Here is a 20,938-nt window from a genome sequence, read left to right on the forward strand (position 1 = left end):
ACACCACTTTTCACGACTCCTTCGGCGCGCCCGTCGCGGCGCCCGACGCGCTCACGACGACGTGAGCGTTCCGGTCGCGGCGGCGCCGCCCCTCCGGCGGCGCCGCCGGCTTCCGAGCTTGCGCTCCCATCCCGCCGCCGGACCCCTGGCCGGGCACCCGCGGCGCGGCCCACACTGATCACCAGAGATCCCTGCCCCTCCCACCCGGCCGGGCAGGCTTCCGAGAGGACCCCCCATGACCGACATCCGCGAGAACTACATCGACGGCGCGTTCGTGCCCTCGACGGCCACGGAATCCCTGCCACTGATCGACCCGGTCGACGAGTCCCTCGTGGGCTCGATCCCGGTGTCGACCGCCGCCGACGTCGACGCCGCGGTGGCGGCCGCGCAGCGCGCGTTCCGGAGCTGGGGCAGGACCACCCCCAAGGAACGCCAGACGGCGCTGCTGAAGCTCGCCGACGCCCTCGAGGAGCACTGCGACGAACTCGTCGAGGCCGAGTGCCGCAACACCGGCCAGCCGAAGTCCATGATCGCGGACGAGGAGGTCAAGGTCGGCGCGGATCAGCTGCGCTTCTTCGCCGGCGCGGCCCGCCTGCTCGAGGGCAAGGCGGCCGGTGAGTACATGGAGGGCCACACCTCCTACGTGCGGCGCGAGCCGATCGGTGTGGTCGGCCAGGTCACGCCCTGGAACTACCCGCTGATGATGGCGCTGTGGAAGATCGGTCCCGCGCTCGCCGCCGGCAACACGATCGTGCTCAAGCCCAGCGACACCACCCCGGACAGCACGCTGGTGCTGGCCCGCCTGACCCAGGGCATCCTGCCCGACGGTGTCTTCAATGTCGTGCTCGGCAACGCCGCCACCGGGGCCGCCCTCGTCGAACATCCCGCACTCGGCCTGGTGTCGATCACCGGCTCGGTCCGCGCCGGCATCGAGGTGGCGGTCTCCGCGGCCCGGCAGCTCAAGCGCGCCCACCTCGAACTCGGCGGCAAGGCCCCCGTCCTGGTGTTCGACGACGCCGACGTTGCCAAGACCGCCGAGGCCGTCGCGGCGGCCGCCTTCTTCAACGGTGGCCAGGACTGCACGGCCGCCACCCGGGTACTGGTCCACGAGTCCGTCCACGACGATCTCGTCGACGCGCTGGCGCGGCAGGCCGAGCAGCTGCGACCGGGCCGGCCCGACGACCCCGACGCCTTCTACGGCCCGCTCAACAACGCCCAGCACTTCCAGCGCGTCACCGACAAGATCGCCGCCCTGCCCGCCTCGGCGACGATCGTCACCGGCGGCACGCGCGCCGGCGAGAAGGGCTTCTTCTTCGAGCCGACGATCGTCACCGGCGTGGACCAGCACGACCCCATCGTGCAGGACGAGACGTTCGGCCCGATTCTGACGGTGCAGTCCTTCGCCACCGAGGACGAGGCCGTCGCCCTGGCCAACGACGTCCGCTACGGGCTCGCCGCGAGCGTGTGGACCCGCGACCACGGGCGCACCCAGCGCCTGTCCGCCGCGCTGGACTTCGGGGCGGTGTGGATCAACTGCCACATCCCGCTCGTCGCGGAGATGCCGCACGGCGGGTTCAAGCACTCCGGCTACGGCAAGGACCTCTCCGCCTACAGCGTCGAGGACTACACCCGCATCAAGCACGTGATGAGCACCCACGACTGACCTTCCGCGGCCCCACCGCGCCGTCGCCGGAGCCGGCACCACCCCGGCTCCGGCTTCCCTACCGGATCGGATTCCCATGAGACTGGTTGTCGGATACCTCGCCACCCCCAGCGGCGCGGACGGGCTGGCGCTCGGCGTCCAGCTGGCCCGCAGCCTGGGCGCCGAACTCGACATCTGTATGGTCCTGCCCCCGGATCGCCCGGTGCCCTCCCGGGCACCCACCGAGCCCGGGTACGAGGACGTCCTCGCCGGAACGGGCGAAGCGTGGCTCGCCCAGGCGGCGGCCACGGTGCCCGACGACGTGCGGGCACATACCCACCTGAGCTTCCACGAGTCCTTCGCGCAGGGCCTGCTCGACGAGGTGGCGCGGCTCGGCGCCCGCGCCGTCGTCGTCGGTGCCGCGGGCGACGGGCTCCTCGGCCGGCACTCCATCGGCACGGTGTCGTCCGAGCTGTTGCATTCCGCGCCCGTGCCGCTGGCCCTGGCACCGCGGGGATTCCGGCACTCCGCCGCCCCCGGATCCGCGAGGTCACGTGCGCACTGGGCACCCGCACCGGAGCGGACGTCCTGCTCCGGACCGCGGTGCGCGCCTGCGAGCACATGCGCACGCCGCTGCGGCTCGTCTCGCTCGTCGCGTTCGATCCGCACGGGGTCGGGCGCGGCGCACATCCGTCCCACGAGCACGTGCTCGAATCGGCGCGGGCACATGCCCGGTGCGTCCTGGACACCGCACGCGCCCAGCTCCCCGACGACTTCCCGGTCGCCTCCCTCGTCGCGGACGGTGCGACCGTCGAATCGGCGGTGGCCACGCTGGAGTGGCGCGACGGCGACGTGGTGATGGTCGGCTCGAGCCGGCTCGCCCAGCCGCACCGGCTCTTCCTGGGTTCGACGGCAGCGAAGATGCTGCGGGTCGTTCCGGTGCCCATGGTCGTCGTTCCCGCCCACGACCCCGAGAACAGTGAGTAGGCCCGCCATGACGAATTCGCTTCCTCCCACCCGGGTTCGAGAGGCCGACCCGGTGATCACCCCCGGCGACGGGGTCGTGCCGAAGGGCTTGGCCGCCGGCAGGATCGGCACGTTCGCCGGCGCCGTCCTGGGCATCTCGTCCGTCGCGCCGGGCTACACGCTGACGGCGAGCATCGGCCTGATCGTCGCGGCCGTCGGGCTGAAGATGCCGGCGATCTTCATCGCCGGGTTCATCCCGATGTTCCTCACGGCGTACGCCTATCGCGAACTCAATTCCGAATCACCGGACTGCGGGGCGTCGTTCACGTGGTCGACGAAGGCCTTCGGCCCGTACGTCGGGTGGATGTGCGGCTGGGGCATGGTGATCGCGACGATCATCGTGCTGTCCAACCTGGCCGCGATCGCCGTTCAGTTCTTCTACCTGTTCCTCGCCCGCATCACCGGAGACTCCGCGATCGCAGATCTTCCCGGGAACAAGTTCGTCAACGTGGGCACCACCCTGGTGTTCATCGCGATCGCGACATGGATCGCGAGCCGCGGCATCACCACGAGCGAACGCGTCCAGTACGCGCTCGTCGGGTTCCAGATGGTGCTCCTGCTCGCGTTCGCGGTCGCGGCACTCGTGCACGTCGGCGCGGGCGACGCGCCCGCCGGGCTGTCGCTCGACGCCTCCTGGTTCGACCCGTTCCACGGGCTTGCGATCGGCGCCTTCGTGATCGGCGTGACCGGTTCGATCTTCGCGTTCTGGGGGTGGGACACGTGCCTCACCCTCGGGGAGGAGTCCCGGGACCCCAAGAAGACCCCGGGCCGGGCCGGCCTGTTGTGCGTGGCGACGATCCTGCTGACCTACCTGCTGGTGTCGGTCGCGGCGATGATGTATGCCGGTGTCGGTACGACGGGTCTCGGGCTGGGCAATCCCGACAACTCCGAGAACATCTTCGGCGCCCTCGCCGATCCGGTCCTGGGCCAGTGGGGTGGTCTGCTGCTCTTCCTCGCCATCTTCGTCTCGTCGGTGGCGAGCCTGCAGACCACCTTCCTGCCGGCGGCGCGGACGATGCTCGCGATGGGTGCCTACGGCGCGTTCCCGCGCCGGCTGGCCGCGGTGCATCCCCGCTTTCTGGTGCCCTCGTACGCGACGGTCGTCGCGGGGGTCGTCACCGCGGTGTTCTACGCCGGCGTGACGTTCCTGTCCGAACGCACCCTCCTCGACACCATCGCCGCGCTGGGCATCATGATCTGCTGGTACTACGGGATCACCGCGTTCGCGTGCGTGTGGTACTTCCGCGGACGTCTGTTCACCAGTGCCCGCAACGCCGTGTTCCGGTTCGTCTTCCCCCTGTCGGGCGGGATCATGCTCGCCGCCGTCTTCGCGATCTCGGTGGGCGAGAGCATGAATCCCGACAACGGCAGCGGCGCCGAGCTCGGCGGCGTCGGGCTGGTGTTCTTCCTCGGCTTCGGCATCCTGCTGCTCGGCGCGGTCCTGATGCTGGTGATGCGGGTGCGCAATCCGCAGTTCTTCCGCGGGGAGACCCTCACGCGCAGCACCGCCGCGCTCACGGGGGAGACGGACGTGTTCACCATCGACCGCGGTTGAACCCGGACCGCACCGACCACCGCGCCGACGCCGGCGGGGCCGTTCAGGCCCCGGCCGGCGTCTGGGCGACCAGGCCGGCCACCAGTGCGCGCAGGCCGAATTCGAAGGCGGCGTCGGCCCGTTGCGGATTCGGGCAGGCGGTCTGCAGCGCGGCGCGCATCGCGTCGCCGGTTTCGGGGACGTTCGCCCACACCACCTCGGGCGCGGCGAGGTCGAGCGCCGAGCCGAGGACGAAGCTGTCCACCGTGGTGATGGCATGCAGCACCTGCGCGGGCGTGAATCCGGCATCCGTGAAGGCCTGCGCGAGAGCGTTGTAGAGGCCGAACGCGACCGGGGACTGCACGGTCTGCGCGGTGAACAACGGGATCAACCGCGGATGCGCGGCGTAGGCGCGACGGTACTCGCGGGCGAGGCCGGCGACCGTCTCGGACCAGTCGCCGGCCGGTTCGCCCACGACGATGGTGGACATGATGCGCGCCCGCATGGCCTCGACGATCTCGGCGCGTCCCGACACGTGGTTGTACAGCGACGACGGCCGCACCTTCAGCCGCTCGGCCAATCCCGGCATGGTGAAGTCGCCCGCCGTGTCCACCATGTGAATCGCTGCGTCCGTGATGATTTCGGGCGACAGCAGCCGCTTCGGCGGTCGTGGCATACGAAAACTCCTCGAAATCGTCGTGGGCTCTTGCCCGGGACGCGCTCGTCCACCATACTTAACGAATCAAATTCGTTTTATCCCCCCGGATCGAGCCGAGGACTTCCATGCTCACCATCACCGCCACCACGCCGCCCGACTCGCTGTGCCGGGTCGACGCCCCCGATCGGCCGCCGCTGCGCGTCGGACTGGTTCAGCACCGCTGGCACGACGACGAGCGGGCGTTGCACGCCGAACTCACCGAGGGCATCGCCCGCGCCGCCGGACTCGGCGCGCGCGTCGTGTTCCTGCCCGAACTCACGTTGAGCCGCTACCCGGCCGACACGCCCGGCGGCGCCGACGCCGCCCGGACCGCCGAGGACCTGCGGACCGGCCCGACCGTCGCCTTCGCCGCGGCCGCCGCGTCCGCCCACGGTGTGTTCGTACACGCGTCCCTCTACGAACGCGCCGACGCACCCGACGGCCTCGGCTACAACACCGCCGTCCTCGTCTCCCCCGCCGGCGAACCGGTGGCCCGGACCCGGAAACTGCACATCCCCGTGACCGCCGGATACTACGAGGACACCTACTTCCGGGGCGGTCCGGCCGGTGACCCGTATCCCGTCCACACCCCCGACGGCCTCGACGGCGCCCGCATCGGCATGCCGACCTGCTGGGACGAGTGGTTCCCGGAGGTGGCGCGGGCGTACTCGCTCGCCGGGGCCGAGATCCTCGTCTACCCGACGGCGATCGGCTCCGAGCCCGACCACCCCGAGTTCGACACCCGCCCGCTGTGGCAGCAGGTGATCGTCGGAAACGGCATCGCCAACGGCACGTTCATGATCGTGCCGAACCGGCACGGCTGCGAGGGAGCCATCACCTTCTACGGCTCCTCGTTCGTCTCCGATCCCTACGGGCGCATCCTGGTGCAAGCTCCGCGCGACGAATCCGCCGTGCTGGTGGCCGATCTCGACCTCGCGCAGCGCCGGGACTGGTTGTCGCTGTTCCCGTTCCTGAGCACCCGCCGCCCGGACACCTACGGCTCGCTGACCGCACCGGTGGACGCGCACGCACCCTTCGGAGCCACGCGATGACCTGGCGCATGCCCGCGGAGAGCGAACCGCACGAGCGCACGTGGATGGCCTTCCCCACCGAGGGATATTCGCTGGGCGACACCGCGGAGGAGCACCACGAGGCCCGCGCCACGTGGGCCGCGGTCGCGCACGCCGTCGCCGAGTTCGAACCGGTCACCGTGGTGGCCGATCCCGGCCAGGTCGACGCGGCCCGCCGGTACCTGTCCCGCGACGTGGAACTCGTCGAGGCCCCGCTGAACGACGCCTGGATGCGCGACATCGGGCCGACCTTCGTCCTCGACGACGACGGCCGGTGCGGCGGGGTCGACTGGGTGTTCAACGGCTGGGGCGCGCAGGACTGGGCCCGGTGGGACCACGACGCCCGGATCGCGTCGTTCGTCCTCGAGCGGGCCGGCGTGGAACGGGTCGCGTCGACACTCGTCAACGAGGGCGGTGGCATGCAGGTGGACGGTCTCGGCACCGTCCTGCTCACCGAGACCGTCCAGCTCGACCCCGGGCGCAACCCGCACCTCGACAAGGCCGCGGTCGAAGCGGAACTGCGGCGCACTATCGGCGCGACCTGCGCGATCTGGCTCCCGCGCGGGCTGACGCGGGACCAGGATCGTTACGGCACCCGCGGTCACGTCGACATCGTCGCCGCGATCGCGTCCCCGGGTGTGGTCCTCGTCCACGACCAGCGCAACCGGGACCACCCGGATTTCGACGTCACCGCGCTGATCGTCGAGCGGCTGCAGCGCACGGCGGACGTGCGCGGTGAGCCGTGGCGCATCGTCCGGGTGCCGGCCCCGGCGACGGTCCGCGACGACGAGGGCTGGGTGGACTACAGCTACATCAACCACTACGTCGTCAATGGTGGGGTGATCGCCTGCCGCTTCGGCGACCCCGCCGACGACGAGGCCGCGGAGATCCTGGCGGCCGCGTATCCCGGCCGTCGCGTCGTGGGAGTGGACGCCCGGCCGCTCTTCCGCCGCGGCGGCGGCATCCACTGCATCACCCAGCATCAGCCGCGGTGAGGACGCCCGTCTTCGCCGGCACGGTCCTGTGTCGGCGAAGACGGTCCCCGTGACCCGACCTCGCCTCTACTGTGTCCTTGTGCCCGGCGTCCTCGTGCCCGGCGATGCCGCCGGTGGCCGACGGCGCGGGCGGGAGGTCCCTGTGACGGAGGAACGCTTCGACCCTGTGACGGAGGAACGCTTCGACCCCGTGACGGGCGAACGCGCCCGCGAGGAGCGCATCGTCGGCTCGGTCGTCGATTCGACCGGCATCTCGCGGGCGAAGGTGTTTCCCGGACACAGGCTTACGTCGTTCGTCGAGTCGGGCGCGGGCGCGTCGCCGAGCTGGGCGGTCTTCTGCGTCGACGACCACCTGGCGTTCACGCCGTCACTGTCGGTGACGGGCGATCTCCGGCTGCGGATCGACCGCGACCGGCTCCGGCCCGTCGGGGACGGCGTCCGGTGGGCGCCGGCCGGCCTGTACGAGCAGGACGGGACGCGGTCACCGTTGTGCACGCGCGCAGCGCTCGAACGCGTCGTCGAGGAGCTCGCCGCGGCCGGCGTGCAGGCCCGGGCAGGGCACGAGATCGAGTTCACGCTCTTCGACGGCGGGCGCAGCGAATGGTCCGCATACGGTCTCGGTGCCGTCCTCGGGCGGGACCCGTTCGTCGCGGATCTGTTGCACGCGGCCGCGCAAGCGGGTCTGGGCATCGACCAGATTCACGCCGAGGCGGGCGCGCAGCAGTTCGAACTCTCCCTGTCTCCGGCAGCCCCCGTGGAGTCGGTCGACGACCTGGTGCTCGCACGCATCCTGATCAGCCGCACCGCCCGGCGGCACGGTCTGCGGGCGTCGTTCTCCCCCGTCCCCGTCGTCGGCGGGGCGGGCAACGGGGCCCACGTCCACGTGTCCTTCACCCGCGAGGGGCGGCCGCTCCTGTCCGGCGGCGACGGCCCGCACGGGGTGACTGCGGCGGGCGGCAGCGTCGTCGCCGGCATCGTGCGCGCGCTGCCCGAGTTCGGGGCGGTCCTCACCGGGTCCGTGCTCTCGCATCTGCGGCTGCAGCCGGGCATGTGGTCCGGCGCGTGGTGCTGCTGGGGGCTCGAGAACCGTGAGGCCGCGCTGCGGCTGTGCGCGCTCACGCCCGGGAGCCCCTACGGCGCCCACCTCGAGGTCAAGCCCGTGGACCCGTCGGCCAACCCCTACCTCGCCGGCGCGGCGATCCTCGGGGCGGCCCACGCCGGTCTCACCGACGCGCTCCCGGTTCCGCCGGAGATCCCGGTCGATCCGGGCCGGATGGGCGATGCCGAACGCGCCGAACTCGGGGTCCGCGTCCTGCCGACGGACCCCGACGGCGTGCTCGCCGCGCTCGGGTCCTCCGGCCTCGCGCAGCGCCTGTTCGGGCCGTCGATCATGGAGGCCCTGCTCGCCGTGAAACGCTACGAGTTCGGGGAGTACCGCTCGCGGCCGCCCGCCGAACTCGCGGAACGGTTCCGCTTCGCGTGGACCGACTGACCGTGTCGCGAGGATCGCGGTAACGGACGTCTCCGAATCGGCGATTCACGGCCGTCGGCAATGGAGAGAACGGACGGCCATGCACAACCTCGAGTCGGTGGACCCCCAGGCGATCACACAGCCCATCGCACAGGTGCTCACGCCGGGCGATTCCGCGGCGGAGCCGGTCCGCCCGCCGGCGTCCCGGCACGCGGCGGCCGCCCACTCCGCCCCGCCCGCCGCCGAGGTCCGGCGCGTCAAGCGGCTCACCTACGGCGACGAACCCCGCCGACGGTCGTTGCGGCCGGATTTCTGGTCGATCGTCGGCGCGCTCGCGCTCGTGCTGGCGATCGCGTTCGTCGTCGTCGCGCTGCTCGTCGCGGGGAACCGGCCCCAGCCGTCGTACCGGCCGAACTACGCGCCGTCCGGCCTGGGCGCCGCGCTGGTGCCCGCCGCAGCGGTGGTGTGACGGCCCGCGGCCTGCCCTTTTCCCGCTGAGCGGGATCGCCGCACCCCTGCGGGCCCGCCGGGGCTGGAGCATCGACCTGCTGACCGAGGAGGACAGGAGTGGGTTCGATGAGTGAGTTCGAAGGCCGGGTCGCGCTGATCACGGGCGGGGCGCGGGGCCAGGGCCGCAGCCACGCGGTGGCGCTGGCCGAGCGCGGCGCCGACATCGTGCTGTGCGACCGGTGCGCCGACAGCCCGGTGGTGCCGTACCCGCTGGCCACGGAGGCGGATCTGGAGGAGACCGCGGCGGCGGTGCGCGCCACCGGGCGCCGGTGCCTGACCGCGAAGCTGGACACCGCGGACCGCCCGGCAATGGACGAACTCGTGGCGCAGGCGCACGCCGAGTTCGGGCGGATCGACATCGCGGTGGCGAACGCGGGCGTGTCGGTGGCCGCCCCGATCCAGGCGATGACCGAGGCGCAGTGGGCGGAGGCGATCGGCTCGAATCTGACCGGTGTCTTCAACACCGTCGGTGCGGTGGCGCCCGGCATGGTCGCGCGCGGCTACGGGCGGATCGTGACGATCTCATCGATGCTCGGCCGCGCGGGCAACACCAACATGGCGGCGTACAGCGCATCGAAGTGGGGCGTGATCGGCCTGACCAAGAGCGCCGCGCTGGATCTGGCGCCGCACGGTGTCACGGTGAATGCGATTGCCCCCGGGAACATCTCGACACCGATGATCCACAACGACTTCCTCTACGGCCTGATGCGTCCGGATCTCGAGCATCCCGGCGCCGACGACGTGGCTCCGATCTTCCAGAGCCTGCACGCGCAGCCGGTGCCGTGGCTCGAACCGGCGGAGATCACCCGCGTGGTGCTGTTCTTCGCCGCCGAGGCGAGCGCCCACATCAGCGGCACCGTGCTGCCGGTCGACGCCGGCAACGCCGGGCGGGTCACCGGATAGGCGCCTGCGGCGCCGGTGCGTCCTTTGGGCCGCCAGGGCAGCCCAAAGGACGCACCGGGGGCGTCAGCCCCAGCGCGACTGGCCGCCGTCGAGGGGGATCGTCGCGCCGGTGAGATACCCCGCATCCTCGCCGACTAGGAAGACCACCGCCCGCCCGATGTCGGTCTCGGGGTCGCCGATGCGGCGCAACGGGATTCCCGCGCGGAACTCCTCCGCCTCCTCCGGGTTGCGCGCCATCCAGGCCTCGAGTCCCGGCGACATCGCGTGTGGTGCAATGGCGTTGACGCGGATCCCGTCGACTCCCCACTCGCAGGCCGCGGCGCGGGTCAGCGACCGCATGCCCTCCTTGATCGACCCGTAGACGCCGTAGTTGCTCGCGTCCCAGCGGACCGCCGCCGACGTGACGAGGTTGACGATCGAGCCGCCCCCGCGCTCCTTCATCACCGGGTAGCAGGCCCGCATCAGCCGCAGCGTCGCGAGCGGGCCGGTGGCGAAGGACCGCTCGTACTCGGCGTCGGTGAACGACAGCAGCGGGCCGGGCCGGCAGTCGTTGGCGTTGTTGACCAGGATGTCCACGCCGCCGAAATGCGCCACGGTGCGCTGCACCGCCGCGTCGACGTCGTCGGCGCTGCTCACGTCGCAGCGCAACGCCAGCGCCTTGCCGCCGAGTTCCTCGATCGCCTCGGCCGTCGCGACCACCTTGGATTCGGTGCGGCCGGCGGCCGCGATGTGCACCCCCTCCTTGGCGAGCGCGAGGGCGATGCCCCGTCCGATCCCCTGTCCCGCGCCCGTGATGAGCGCGACCTTGCCGTCCAGCTTGCCCATGTGTCCCTGCTCCCGGTTCTCTCGCCACTACGGAAATCCTGGTGCCCCAGGCGTCCCGTCCACTATCCTTGACCAAGCACTTGCTTGTCCACGTCGGTTCCCGCTCGCGGCCACGAAAGGCGCGCGACGGCAAGCAGTCTCGAACCGACCCGAGTTCCAGAAAGGTAGCCACGTGCACCTTCCCAATCCCGTCGACCACACCGGACGCGCCGTGATCGTCACCGGCGGCACCAAGGGCATCGGCTTCGTCGTCGCCGAACACTTCCTCGCCGCGGGCGCCGACGTCCTGGTATGCGCCCGCAACGAGCCCGGGTCCCTGCCCTCGGCCGGCGGGCGGAGCGCGGCGTTCCGGGCCGTCGACGTGCGCGACCCCGCCGACGTGGCCGCCCTGGTCGACGACGCCGTCGCCCGGTTCGGCCGGCTCGACGTGCTGGTCAACAATGCCGGCGGGTCGCCGGACTCCGACGCCGCCACCGTCTCCCCGCGCTTCGTGGAGAAGATCGTCGCGCTGAACCTGCTCGCCCCGTTCTACGCGGCGCAGGCGGCCAACCGGGTGATGCAGGAGCGGCCCGGGGGCGGCTCGATCATCAACATCGGCAGCGTCTCGGCACACGATCCGCAGCCCGGCACCGCCGCGTACACCGCCGCAAAGGCCGGTCTGCTGGGCCTGACCAAGGCCCTCGCCCTCGAATGGGCACCTAAGGTGCGGGTCAACCACATCACCACCGGCCTGATCCGCACCGAGGCCGCGGCCTCGGTCTACGGCGACGACGGCGGCGCCGCGGTGACCCGCACCCTGCCGATGGAGCGGATGGCCGTCCCGTCGGACATCGCGCGCGCCTGCCTGTTCCTCGGCAGCGACCTCGCGTCCTACGTCAACGGCGCCGACCTGGCGGTCCACGGCGGCGGCGAGTACCCGGCCCGCTACATGGCCCTGCACGGCAAGTGACGCGTGGACCGGTGCCCGGCAGCCGGGCACCGGTCCACGACCTCACGCGAACGACGCGCGCGCCCCCGAGATCACGGCCTGCCCGTCCGCGGCCACCTCGAACACGGCGTCGTCGCGTCCGCCCCACACCCGCAGCCCGGCGACGTCGCCGGGGAACACCGGCGCCGCGAAGCGGCCCTGCAGTTCGGTCAGGTCCGCCGGATGCGCCCCGAGGAGCCGGGCCAGGGGCAGGGTCGCCGCCGCCAGGGTGCACAGCCCGTGCATGATCGGGCGCGGCTGACCGATCCGCGCGGCCGCCTCCGGATCGATGTGGATGTGGTGCCGGTCGCCGGTGAGCCGGTACAGCGCGGCTTGGTTCGCGGCCGTGGCCAGTTCCCCGGTCAGCTCCGGCTCGCCCTGCGGCGTCGCCGGCTTCGACGGGCCGCGCTCGCCCCCGAAACCACCCGCGCCGGGCGCGAAGATCGACCACGTCGCGACGAAGTACTCGCACTCGACGCGGACCTCGAACACGGCCGCGGCCCCCTTGTCCCACACCTCACCCACCGACGCCCGCAGCTCCACCTCACCGCGACGCGGCAGCGGGGCCAGCACGGTCAGCTCCTGCGAGCCGTGCAGCGCCGTCGTCGTGTCGAACGCGCCGCGCGAGCCCAGCTCGTCCGGTGCCCACTGGGCCAGGGTCAGCGCGAACGTCGGCAGTACCCGCAGCCGGTCCTCGAGCACCAGGTCCAGGTCGGTGGCGGGCTGGGCGCCGACGGCGAGCGCGTAGAGGATCGCGTCGCGCTCGTCGTAGGCCACCGTGCGGGTGCCCAGGTCGGCTCCGCGCCACGCGCCGGCCTTCTGCTCCACTGCCGTCATTGTCTCCACTGCCGTCATTGTCGAATCCTTCCGGGATCAGGCGGCACCGAGGATCAGTCCGGACGTGGGAACCGCGGTTCCCGCCGTGACGATCACGTTCTCGACGCCGTCGGGTTGATTGGTGGAGGTGCCGCGCACCAGGCGGACCGCCTCGGCGATGCCGTTGACACCGTGCAGATACGCCTCGCCGACCTGGCCGCCGTGGGTGTTGCTCGGCAGCCGGCCCCCGATCTCGAGGTTGCCCTCGCGGACGAAGTCCCTGGCCTCGCCGACGCCACAGAAGCCGAGTTCCTCGAGCTGCGGCAGCACCAGCGGGGTGAAGTGGTCGTAGAGGATCGCCGCGTCGATGTGGTCCGGACTCAGTCCGCTCTGGCCGTAGAGCTGGCGGCCCACCAGTCCCATCTCGGGGATGCCGGTGATGTCCGGACGGTAGTAGCTGGTCATCATGTGCTGGTCCTTGCCGGAGCCCTGCGCGGCGCCCTTGACGAGCACGGGCCGGTGCCGCAGGTCCCGGGCGCGTTCCGCGGAGACGACGACGAGGGCCTGACCGCCGTCGGTCTCCTGGCAGCAGTCGAGCAGGTGCAGCGGCTCGGCGATCCACCGCGAGTTCTGATGGTCCGCGAGCGTGATGGGCTTGCCGTGGAACCACGCGGCCGGATTGCTCGCGGCGTGCTTGCGGGCGACGACGGCAACCCGACCGAAATCCTCACTCGTGGCACCGTACTGGTGCATGTAGCGGCGGGCGAACATCGCGACCCACTGAGCGGGCGTCGCCAGCCCCTGCGGGGTCAGCCACGCGTAGGCGGCGCGGTCGGCGGTCGAATCCATCGGCCGGTCGTGCTGGCCGAGACCGAACCGGATACCGGAACGTTCGTTGAACGCGCGGTAGACCACGACGACCTCGGCGACGCCCGTCGCGACGGCCATCGCGGCCTGCTGCACCGTCGCGCACGCCGCCCCGCCGCCGTAGCCGATGCGGGAGAAGAACTTCAGCTCCCCGAGCCCGCAGTTGCGGGCGACGAGGATCTCGCCGTTGGTCTCCATCGTGTAGGTGGCCAGTCCGTCGACCTCGGACGGGTCGATGCCGGCGTCGGCCAGTGCGGCGACGACGGCCTCGCACGCGAGCTGCAGCTCCGAGCGGCCGGACTTCTTGGAGAACTCGGTGGCGCCGATGCCGACGATCGCGGCGGCACCGGAGAGCGGGCTGGTCATCGGGTTCCTCCCGGCCGGTCGGTGAAGGCGATCGTGACAGTGCCGGTGGCGTGGTCGCCGAGGCTGTTGGCGCCGCGGACGCGGACCTCGACGAGGCCGTCGGACTTGCCGACCACCTCGCCGGTCATCGTCATGGTGTCCCCGGGGTAGTTCGGTGCGCCCAGACGGATCTTCACCCGCCGCACGACGGCGCACGGACCGGACCAGTCCGTGACGAACCGGCCCACCAGCCCGTTGCTGGTGAGGATGTTCATGAACACGTCCTTCGAGCCGCGCTCGCGCGCCAGCTCGGGGTCGTGGTGGACATCCTGGAAGTCGCGGGTCGCGAGGGCGGTTGCGACGATCAGTGTGCGGGTGAGCGGGATCGCGAGTTCGGGCAGTACCTCGCCGATCTCGATGTCGTCGTAGCTGCGGCCCGTGGACACGGTGGCGGTCACGCGACCACCTCGACGCCGGCGGCGAGCTGGGCGCCCAGGCGCGCCAGATCCGACGCGGAGCCGCCGAGGGTGGCGCCGATCTGCTTGCCCCACAACAGGTGCCGATGCACCGGATAGTCGGTGTCGACGCCCATGCCGCCGTGCACGTGCGTGGTGCGGTGCACGACGCGCTGGCCGCCGTCGGTGGCCCACCACTTCGCGACGAGCACCGACGTGCCGGGGTCCTGTCCCTCGGCGAGGAGCCACGCGGCCTGCCACAGCGTCACGCGCATCGCCTCGAGGTCGATATAGCAGTCGGCCAGCTGGTGGCCCACGGCCTGGAACGTCGCGAGCGGACGTCCGAACTGCATGCGCCCGTTGAGGTAGGTGACGGCCTGCTGGACGGCACCCGAGCCGACACCGAGCTGGATCGCGGCGAGCGCGAGCTCGACGCGGTCGAGCAGCCACTGCGCGGCGGTGCCGTCGGTGGGCCCGAGCAGCTCGGCGGGAGCCGAGTCGAACGTGACGTTGCCGCAGATCTCCCAGGTGGTCGAGTGCGTCTGCTCGACGGAGACGCCCGCGCCGGCGAGATCGACGACGAACAGCGCGGCACCGACCGGCGTGGTCGCCGAGACGATCGCGCGGGACGCGACGTGGGTGACCGGGACGACGGCCTTCGCGCCGGTGAGGGTCCACCGGCCACCGGCCTCCGTGGCGGTGGTCTGCGGGTCACCGGGGACGTAGGGGCCGAACTCCTCGAGACCGATCGTCAGGAACCGGCTGCCGTCGGCGACACCCGGCACCAGCGCGGTGCGCTGGTCGTCGGTGCCGAACTCGGCGACGGCGAGCGCGGCGAGCACCGACTGCCAGATCGGCACCGGCGCCACGTGCCGGCCCTGCTGTTCGAGCAGGACGTACAGCTCCGCCAGGCCGAGCCCACCGCCGCCGAGGTCTTCGGGCAGCGCGACGCCGAGCAGACCCGTGGTAGCCAGCTCCCGCCACAGCTCCCGGTCGAGGCGCTCGTCGCTCAGCTCGACCTGCTTGACCCGATCGATGCCGGCCTTGCCGGTGAAGACCTCGTGCGCGAGGCCGCGAATCGCTTCCTGCTCTTCGCTGAAGTTGAAATCCATCTACGAATCCTTCCGTGCGGCCGGCCGGAACGCGGGCAGCGTCAACTCGGGGTCGGCGTCGATCCAGTCCAGTTCCACCGCCATCCCGATCTCGACCGCGTGCGGTTCTACACCGGTCATGTTCGCGATCAGCCGGGTGCCCTCCTCGAGTTCGATCGTCGCGACGACGAGCGGGTACTCGAACCCGGGGATCCGCGGGTGGTGGTTGACGACGAAGCTGTAGACGGTGCCGCGGCCCGACGCGTCGACGGTGTCCCACTCGAGGGAACGGCACCGCCCGCACATCGGCCCGGTCGGATGCCGCAGCGTGCCGCACGCCGCGCAACGCTGGATCACCAGGCGGTGCTCCCTGGCCGCCTCGAACCAGAAGGCGTTGTCGGCGTTGATCGCCGGACGCGGGCGCAGACCCTTCGGGGCGGCGGATTCCGAGCCGGGCGAGCTCTCGCGCTTCGGCTCCGGCTGCGCCGTGTCCTTCGGCCGGAAGCGCAGGGTGCGCCAGCGCTGGGTGGCGACGACCGCGCCGTCCCCGTTGCGGTACGTCTTGAGGGTGGTCACGAAGTGACCCGCGCCGAGCCCGGTCCTCTTCTCCTCGGAGATCGATTCGATCACCTCGGTGAGTGAAACCCGTTCGCCGGGGCGCAGTTCGACGAAGAACTCGAAGTCCGAGTCCGTCGCGACGACGGACGTGAAGCCGGCGCCGTCGAGCGTGGCGATCAGGTCGGTCCACACCGGCGACGGGTCGTTGTTCGCCATCTTGTCGGTGAAGGTGCGCATCGTCCACACCTGCGTCATGAGCGCGGGCGCGACGGCACCGTCGCGGCCGGTGGCGCGGGCGGCGGCGTCGTCGAGGTAGATCGGGCTGGTGTCACCCATCGTCTCGACCCAGTGCCGGATCATCGGGGTGTTGACCGCGTCCGGGCCCCACGTCGTCGGCGTCAGGGTCTGCCCCTCGAACGCCCTCAGCCTGATCAGCAGTTCGCTCACTTGACCCTCTTCTCCCGCACCAGGCCCAGGCCCATCGTGCCGACCATGTCGCGCAGGACCTCGTTGACACCGCCGCCGAACGTGTTGACCATGCCCTGACGGGAGATCTGCTCGATCTGTCCGGCGAGCACGGCTCCCGGCGACTCGGGGCGGATCCGGCCGGCGGCCCCGAGAATGCCCAGCAGCGTCCGGTACACGTCGACGTGCGTCTCCGTGCCGTACACCTTGGTCGCGCCCGCGTCGGCACCGGAGAGGGTGTCGGCCGCGACGGCGGCGGTCATCTTCCAGTTCAGCAGCCGCATCGCCTCGAGCTTGGCGTGGGTGCGAGCGAACTCCTGCTGTACCCAGGGAATCTCGATGGCGCCGTTCTCCTTCGCCCAGTCCAGCACCTGCTGCCACAGCCCGTAGGTGCGGCCGCCGATCGCGGCGAGGCCGATGCGTTCGTGGTTGAGCTGCGCGGTGATCAGCGGCCAGCCGCCGCCGACCTCGCCGACGACGTCCCGGTCCGGGATTCGGATACCGCTGTAGTAGGTGGCGGTGACCGAGAGACCCCCGACGGTGTGGATCGGTGACCACGAGAACCCGGGCGCGTCGGTCGGCACGATGAGGATCGAGATGCCCTTGTGCTTCGGGACGTCCGGGTCGGTGCGGCACGCGAGCCACACGTAGTCGGCCGTGTTCGCGCCCGAGGTGAAGATCTTGTTGCCGTCGACCACCCACTCGTCGCCGTCGCGCACCGCGCGGGTCTTCAGCGACGCCAGGTCGGTGCCGGCCTCCGGTTCGGTGTAGCCGATCGCGAAGACGATGTCGCCGGAGAGGATGCCGGGCAGGAAGCGGTCCTTCTGTTCCTGCGTGCCGTATTTCATCAGGGTCGGTCCGACGGTGTTCACGGTGACGAACGGGAAGGGCAGGCCCGCCCGCTGCACCTCGTCGAAGAACACGAACTGTTCCTCGATGGAGCGGCCCTGCCCGCCGTACTCCGTGGGCCAGCCGATCCCCAGCCAGCCGTCCTTGCCGAGCAGCGTGACGACCTCGCGGAAGTGCTCGCCGCCCACCCCCTGCTCACCGGCACGGCGGCGCTTGTCCTCCGGCAGCAGCGACGCGAAGTAGGCGCGCAGCTCCTTCCTGAGCGCGACCTGCTCCGGGGATTCCTTCAGATCCATCGCGATTCTCCTAGCGACCGAATGTCGTTGTGACCTCGGACGCTAGTCAGCGTTGCCGGCGGCCGGGCGGCGCATCTCGGCCAGCGGGAACCGGCCCGGCGTCAGACCCGGCCGAGGCGTTCGGCGCAGGCGGCCATCTCGTCGACGACCTGGCTCAGCGATCCCGCGTTCGGCGAGGCCGACAACACCATCCGCCCCGCCCCCAGCTTCCGGGCCCGGTCCATCCGCGCCTCGTCCAGCCGCGGCAGGGTCGCCCCCAAGACCAGCTCGACGGTGCCGGGATCGCGGCCCGCCGCCTCGGCGGCGCGGCGCATCCGCCCGATCGCGCGGTCGAGGTCCTCCCCCGCCAGGCCGAGCGGCTGGAACCCGTCGCCGAGCCGGCCGGCCCGCCGCGCGGCGGCCGCGCTGTGCCCACCGATGTACAGCGGCACCCCGGTCTCGCGGTGCGGTTTCGGCCAGCTGTGGGCGCCGCGGAACGTGAAGAACTCGCCGTCGAAGTCCACCCCGGCCGGACCGGTGCCGGCCCACAGGGCCCGCATCACCGCGATCGCCTCGTCGGCGATCTTCCCGCGACGGTCGAAGTCGCCGCCGCACGCCTCGATCTCCTCCCGCATCCAGCCCAGTCCCAGGCAGATCCGGACCCGGCCGCGGGCGAGCCGGTCGAGGGTGGCCAGGCGTTTGGCCAGGACCACGGGATGGTGGTTGGGCAGCACCAGCACCCCGGTCGCGAGCCCGAGGTCGGTGGTGGCGCCGGCGACGAACGACAGCAGCTCGAGCGGGTCGGGCAGGTCGCAGTCGTCGGGGAGGTGCGACTTGCCGGTCGGCGCATACGGGTACGCGCTGCCCGTGTTCGCGACGACGACGGAATGCTCGACGGCGGAGATCTCGTCGAAACCCAGTTTCTCGGCGGCGCGGGCGAATTCGAGAATCCACTCGGGTTCCCCGCTCTGCTCCAGCTCGACCGGCACCACCACACCCAGCTTCACGTGACGTCCGTCCTCTCGTTCCGCCGCTCCACCGCGGAAGCGGGCATCCTCTCGATCAGCGTCGGCGCCCATACGACCTTGCCCAGCAACCGGTCCGCGTCGGGCACCGTCGCCAGCCACACCGCGGCGTCGGCGGGCACCGTCGCCGGCACCGCGTCGAACCCGGCGTCCTCCACCGCGCGGGTGCCGCCCCGGGCCCGCCCCGACTCGGTGACGACGAAACCCGGACTGAGGTTGAACGCCCGGACGCCGCGGGCGCGGTACTCGGCGTTGATCATCCCGGCGACCCGCGCGAACGCGGCCTTCGACGCCGCGTACGACAGACCCCAGCCGCCCTCCCCCGGCGGCGCGGGCGGATCGATCGCGGCCGACCCGGACACGAGGTCGATCACGACGCCGCCGCCGCGGGCGAGCATGGCCGGCAGCACCGTCTGGATCAGCGCCAGCTGGTGCAGGTAGTTGCCCTCCACCATGGCGGCGGCGTCGGCGAGATCGATGTCGAGGAGCCGGTCCATGTTGCCGCTCGTCTGTGCGTAGGCGTTGTTGACGAGCACGTCGATCCGGCCCCACACGTCCAGCACACGGCGGCCCGCGGCCCGCACGGAGTCGACGTCGAGCAGGTCCATCGGGACGGGCAGTGCCCGCACCCCGAGCGATTCGATCGCCGCCGCGGTGGTCTCGAGACTGCCGGGGACGGCGATCGGCTCGTCGCCGTCGCGGCGGGTGCGCGGAGGCACCGTGCCCCGGCCCTCGCGGACCGTGCGGGCGGTGACCGCGACGTCGAAGCCGGCCCGGGCGAACGCGAGGGCGGTCTCGCGCCCGATGCCGCGGCTGGCACCGGTGACGAGGGCGACGCGGGTGTCCGGCATCGCCTACACGCTCAGCAGCCGTTGCCGGCCGTGCGCGGCGAACTCCCGGTCGAGCGCGGCCTTGTCGTCCGCGCTCATCGCGGTGTACTCCGGCGCGCCGCGTCCCACCCACCGGTACACGGGCTCGGTGGTGTGCCAGCGCTGCGCCTGCAGCTCGCGCTTGAGGACCTTGTTCGAGCCCGTCACCGGCAGGTTCGTCGACACGCGTACGAACCGCGGCGCGGCCTTCGAACCGAGATCGGCCTGCCCGGTGAGGAATTCGGCGAACTCGACCGGATCGAAGCCGGCGAGGGACTCGACCTCGATCGCCGCCATCACCTGATCGCCCGACCGGGGATCCGGCACCGCGTAGACGCCGGTGCTCACGACCTTCGGATGCCGGCGCAGGACCCGCTCGATCATCAGGGCCGAGGTGTTCTCGCCGTCGACCCGGATCCAGTCGCCCTTGCGGCCGGCGAAGTAGATGAAGCCGGCCTCGTCGACGTAGCCGAGATCGCCGGTCCAGTACCAGCCGTTGCGGATCCGCTCCGCGTCGGCGACGTCGTTCTTGTAGTAGCCCTCGAAGGCGCGGGCGCCCTCCTTGTTGATCATCTCCCCGATCGCCTCGTCCGGGTTGAGGACGCGGCCGTGCTCGTCGAGCACCGCGCGGGCGCACTCCTCGAGGGTGTCGGGGTTCACCACCGCGATGCCCGCGTGGGCGGGCCGGCCGAGGGCGCCCTCCGGGGCCTGCGGATCGAGCCGGACCGAACCGGCGCCCTCGCTCGAGCCGTACCCCTCGTACAGCACCGCACCGAACCGGCGCACGAACTCGGCCTTGTCCTCGGGCGAGGCCTCGGTGCCGAAACCCCGTTCGAGCCGGTTGTCGGCGTCGTCGGGCTGCTCGGGGGTGGCCATCAGATAGGCCAGGGCCTTGCCGACGTAGGTGAAGAACGTCGCGCCGAAGAACTTCACGTCGGGCAGGAACCCGGACGCGGAGAACTTGCGGGTCAGGCACACCGTCGCGCCGTTGGCCAGGGCCGGCGCCCACAGCGCCATCAGCGCGTTGCCGTGGAACAGCGGCATGCAGCAGTAGTCCACGTCGTCGCGGTGGTGCCCGTACTTGGCGGTGTTGGCGTACGCGAGCCGCGACAACCGGCCCTGGGAGCACTTGACGGCCTTCGAACGGCCGGTGGTGCCGGAGGTGAACAGCAGCAGGAACAGGCTGTCCTCGCCGACGCCGTCGGCGATCGACGGTTCCACCCGCTCGAGCCGCGCCGCGTAGTCGGGATCGTCGATCAGCAGGAAGCGGTCCTCGTCGAGGCCCAGGTCGAGGCCGCGCAGCTTCGCCATCCCGGCGGTGTCGGTGACGATGAGCTGGCAGTCCACGTACCGGATCTCGGCCTCGAGCTCCGCCGCGCCGCGCGTGGGATTGATGCCGACGACCGTCGCGCCCGCCAGGGCCGCCCCGCCGAGCCAGAACAGGAAGTCCGGGACGTTGTCGAGAAGAATGCCGATGTGGAACGGGCCGTCGACGCGCAGCGCGCGGGCCAGCTCGCCGCGGGCCGCGCTCTCGCGCACCACGGCGTCCCAGGTCCAGTCCTGCTCCCGGGTCCGCAGGCCGAGCCGGTCGTCGCCGACGCGGTCGAGCAGCATCTCGGCGATGGTGGCGCGCTGCACCCCCGTCTCCGTTGCGGCGGCGCGGGGGTTCACGGTGCTCGTCAT

At 71.7% G+C, this 20,938-nt stretch carries 19 protein-coding genes and 1 pseudogene; 9 read left to right on the top strand and 11 right to left on the bottom strand.

The features are described 5' to 3' along the window. The first annotated feature begins 235 nt into the window (after window positions 1–235). From ISO16_RS11925 to ISO16_RS11935, 3 genes and pseudogenes are all read left to right on the top strand, one after another. A complete protein-coding gene (locus tag ISO16_RS11925) occupies window positions 236–1,663 on the top strand; it encodes a gamma-aminobutyraldehyde dehydrogenase (RefSeq protein ID WP_072636115.1) in 1,428 nt (475 codons plus the stop codon). Window positions 1,664–1,739: 76 nt separating this feature from the next. Continuing rightward, window positions 1,740–2,629, top strand: a pseudogene (locus ISO16_RS11930) (universal stress protein). A 7-nt stretch (window positions 2,630–2,636) separates the two neighbouring features. Then, complete coding sequence (locus ISO16_RS11935; RefSeq protein ID WP_072636116.1) at window positions 2,637–4,223, top strand: APC family permease; 1,587 nt, start codon at window positions 2,637–2,639, stop codon at window positions 4,221–4,223. 43 nt (window positions 4,224–4,266) lie between these two features. Here the strand turns inward: ISO16_RS11935 and ISO16_RS11940 are convergent, their stop codons facing one another. After that, a complete protein-coding gene (locus tag ISO16_RS11940; protein WP_072636117.1) occupies window positions 4,267–4,878 on the bottom strand; it encodes a TetR/AcrR family transcriptional regulator C-terminal domain-containing protein in 612 nt (203 codons plus the stop codon). Between the two features lie 107 nt (window positions 4,879–4,985). On the opposite strand from ISO16_RS11940, the gene ISO16_RS11945 reads away from it, so the two are divergent. From ISO16_RS11945 to ISO16_RS11965, 5 genes are all read left to right on the top strand, one after another. After that, window positions 4,986–5,951, top strand: coding sequence for a nitrilase-related carbon-nitrogen hydrolase (locus ISO16_RS11945; RefSeq protein WP_006935186.1), 966 nt, complete (start codon window positions 4,986–4,988; stop codon window positions 5,949–5,951). After that, on the top strand, window positions 5,948–6,964 hold the full coding sequence (locus ISO16_RS11950; RefSeq protein WP_072636118.1) for an agmatine deiminase family protein: 1,017 nt from the start codon (window positions 5,948–5,950) through the stop codon (window positions 6,962–6,964). The genes ISO16_RS11945 and ISO16_RS11950 overlap by 4 nt, the downstream gene beginning before the upstream one ends. Before the next feature lie 166 nt (window positions 6,965–7,130). Continuing rightward, window positions 7,131–8,456 carry a glutamine synthetase family protein gene (locus tag ISO16_RS11955; protein WP_072636119.1) on the top strand — a complete coding sequence of 442 codons (1,326 nt, stop codon included), beginning with the start codon at window positions 7,131–7,133 and terminating at the stop codon, window positions 8,454–8,456. A 79-nt stretch (window positions 8,457–8,535) separates the two neighbouring features. Beyond that, a complete protein-coding gene (locus tag ISO16_RS11960) occupies window positions 8,536–8,904 on the top strand; it encodes a hypothetical protein (RefSeq protein ID WP_006935181.1) in 369 nt (122 codons plus the stop codon). Between the two features lie 107 nt (window positions 8,905–9,011). Then, window positions 9,012–9,848: a mycofactocin-coupled SDR family oxidoreductase gene (locus tag ISO16_RS11965; RefSeq protein WP_043798722.1), complete on the top strand. Its 837-nt coding sequence runs from the start codon at window positions 9,012–9,014 to the stop codon at window positions 9,846–9,848. Window positions 9,849–9,911: 63 nt separating this feature from the next. Here the strand turns inward: ISO16_RS11965 and ISO16_RS11970 are convergent, their stop codons facing one another. Next, window positions 9,912–10,673 carry an SDR family NAD(P)-dependent oxidoreductase gene (locus ISO16_RS11970; RefSeq protein ID WP_072636120.1) on the bottom strand — a complete coding sequence of 254 codons (762 nt, stop codon included), beginning with the start codon at window positions 10,671–10,673 and terminating at the stop codon, window positions 9,912–9,914. Window positions 10,674–10,845: 172 nt separating this feature from the next. Between ISO16_RS11970 and ISO16_RS11975 the strand changes: the two genes are divergently transcribed. Then, a complete protein-coding gene (locus ISO16_RS11975) occupies window positions 10,846–11,622 on the top strand; it encodes an SDR family oxidoreductase (protein ID WP_006935178.1) in 777 nt (258 codons plus the stop codon). A 42-nt stretch (window positions 11,623–11,664) separates the two neighbouring features. On the opposite strand, the gene ISO16_RS11980 is transcribed toward ISO16_RS11975, so the two are convergent. The 9 genes from ISO16_RS11980 to ISO16_RS12020 form a co-directional block, all read right to left on the bottom strand. After that, complete coding sequence (locus tag ISO16_RS11980; protein WP_072636121.1) at window positions 11,665–12,477, bottom strand: MaoC/PaaZ C-terminal domain-containing protein; 813 nt, start codon at window positions 12,475–12,477, stop codon at window positions 11,665–11,667. Between the two features lie 36 nt (window positions 12,478–12,513). Continuing rightward, on the bottom strand, window positions 12,514–13,689 hold the full coding sequence (locus ISO16_RS11985) for a lipid-transfer protein (protein ID WP_072636122.1): 1,176 nt from the start codon (window positions 13,687–13,689) through the stop codon (window positions 12,514–12,516). Further along, on the bottom strand, window positions 13,686–14,126 hold the full coding sequence (locus ISO16_RS11990; protein WP_006935168.1) for a MaoC family dehydratase: 441 nt from the start codon (window positions 14,124–14,126) through the stop codon (window positions 13,686–13,688). Before ISO16_RS11990 ends, ISO16_RS11985 begins: the two co-directional genes overlap by 4 nt. Continuing rightward, the gene (locus ISO16_RS11995) at window positions 14,123–15,235 is read right to left on the bottom strand and encodes an acyl-CoA dehydrogenase family protein (RefSeq protein ID WP_072636123.1); all 1,113 of its coding nucleotides are present in this window, start codon (window positions 15,233–15,235) and stop codon (window positions 14,123–14,125) included. Before ISO16_RS11995 ends, ISO16_RS11990 begins: the two co-directional genes overlap by 4 nt. Further along, window positions 15,236–16,219, bottom strand: coding sequence for a bifunctional MaoC family dehydratase N-terminal/OB-fold nucleic acid binding domain-containing protein (locus ISO16_RS12000; protein ID WP_072636124.1), 984 nt, complete (start codon window positions 16,217–16,219; stop codon window positions 15,236–15,238). Continuing rightward, the gene (locus tag ISO16_RS12005; RefSeq protein WP_072636125.1) at window positions 16,216–17,382 is read right to left on the bottom strand and encodes an acyl-CoA dehydrogenase family protein; all 1,167 of its coding nucleotides are present in this window, start codon (window positions 17,380–17,382) and stop codon (window positions 16,216–16,218) included. The genes ISO16_RS12000 and ISO16_RS12005 overlap by 4 nt, the downstream gene beginning before the upstream one ends. Window positions 17,383–17,483: 101 nt before the next feature. Further along, window positions 17,484–18,368, bottom strand: coding sequence for an LLM class F420-dependent oxidoreductase (locus tag ISO16_RS12010; RefSeq protein ID WP_072636126.1), 885 nt, complete (start codon window positions 18,366–18,368; stop codon window positions 17,484–17,486). After that, on the bottom strand, window positions 18,365–19,237 hold the full coding sequence (locus ISO16_RS12015; protein ID WP_072636127.1) for an SDR family NAD(P)-dependent oxidoreductase: 873 nt from the start codon (window positions 19,235–19,237) through the stop codon (window positions 18,365–18,367). Before ISO16_RS12015 ends, ISO16_RS12010 begins: the two co-directional genes overlap by 4 nt. Window positions 19,238–19,240: 3 nt before the next feature. After that, on the bottom strand, window positions 19,241–20,938 hold the full coding sequence (locus tag ISO16_RS12020) for an AMP-binding protein (protein ID WP_072636202.1): 1,698 nt from the start codon (window positions 20,936–20,938) through the stop codon (window positions 19,241–19,243).

Origin of the sequence: Rhodococcus sp. M8, assembly GCF_015654185.1 — a bacterium.
Classification (GTDB): Bacteria; Actinomycetota; Actinomycetes; order Mycobacteriales; family Mycobacteriaceae; genus Rhodococcus; species Rhodococcus aetherivorans.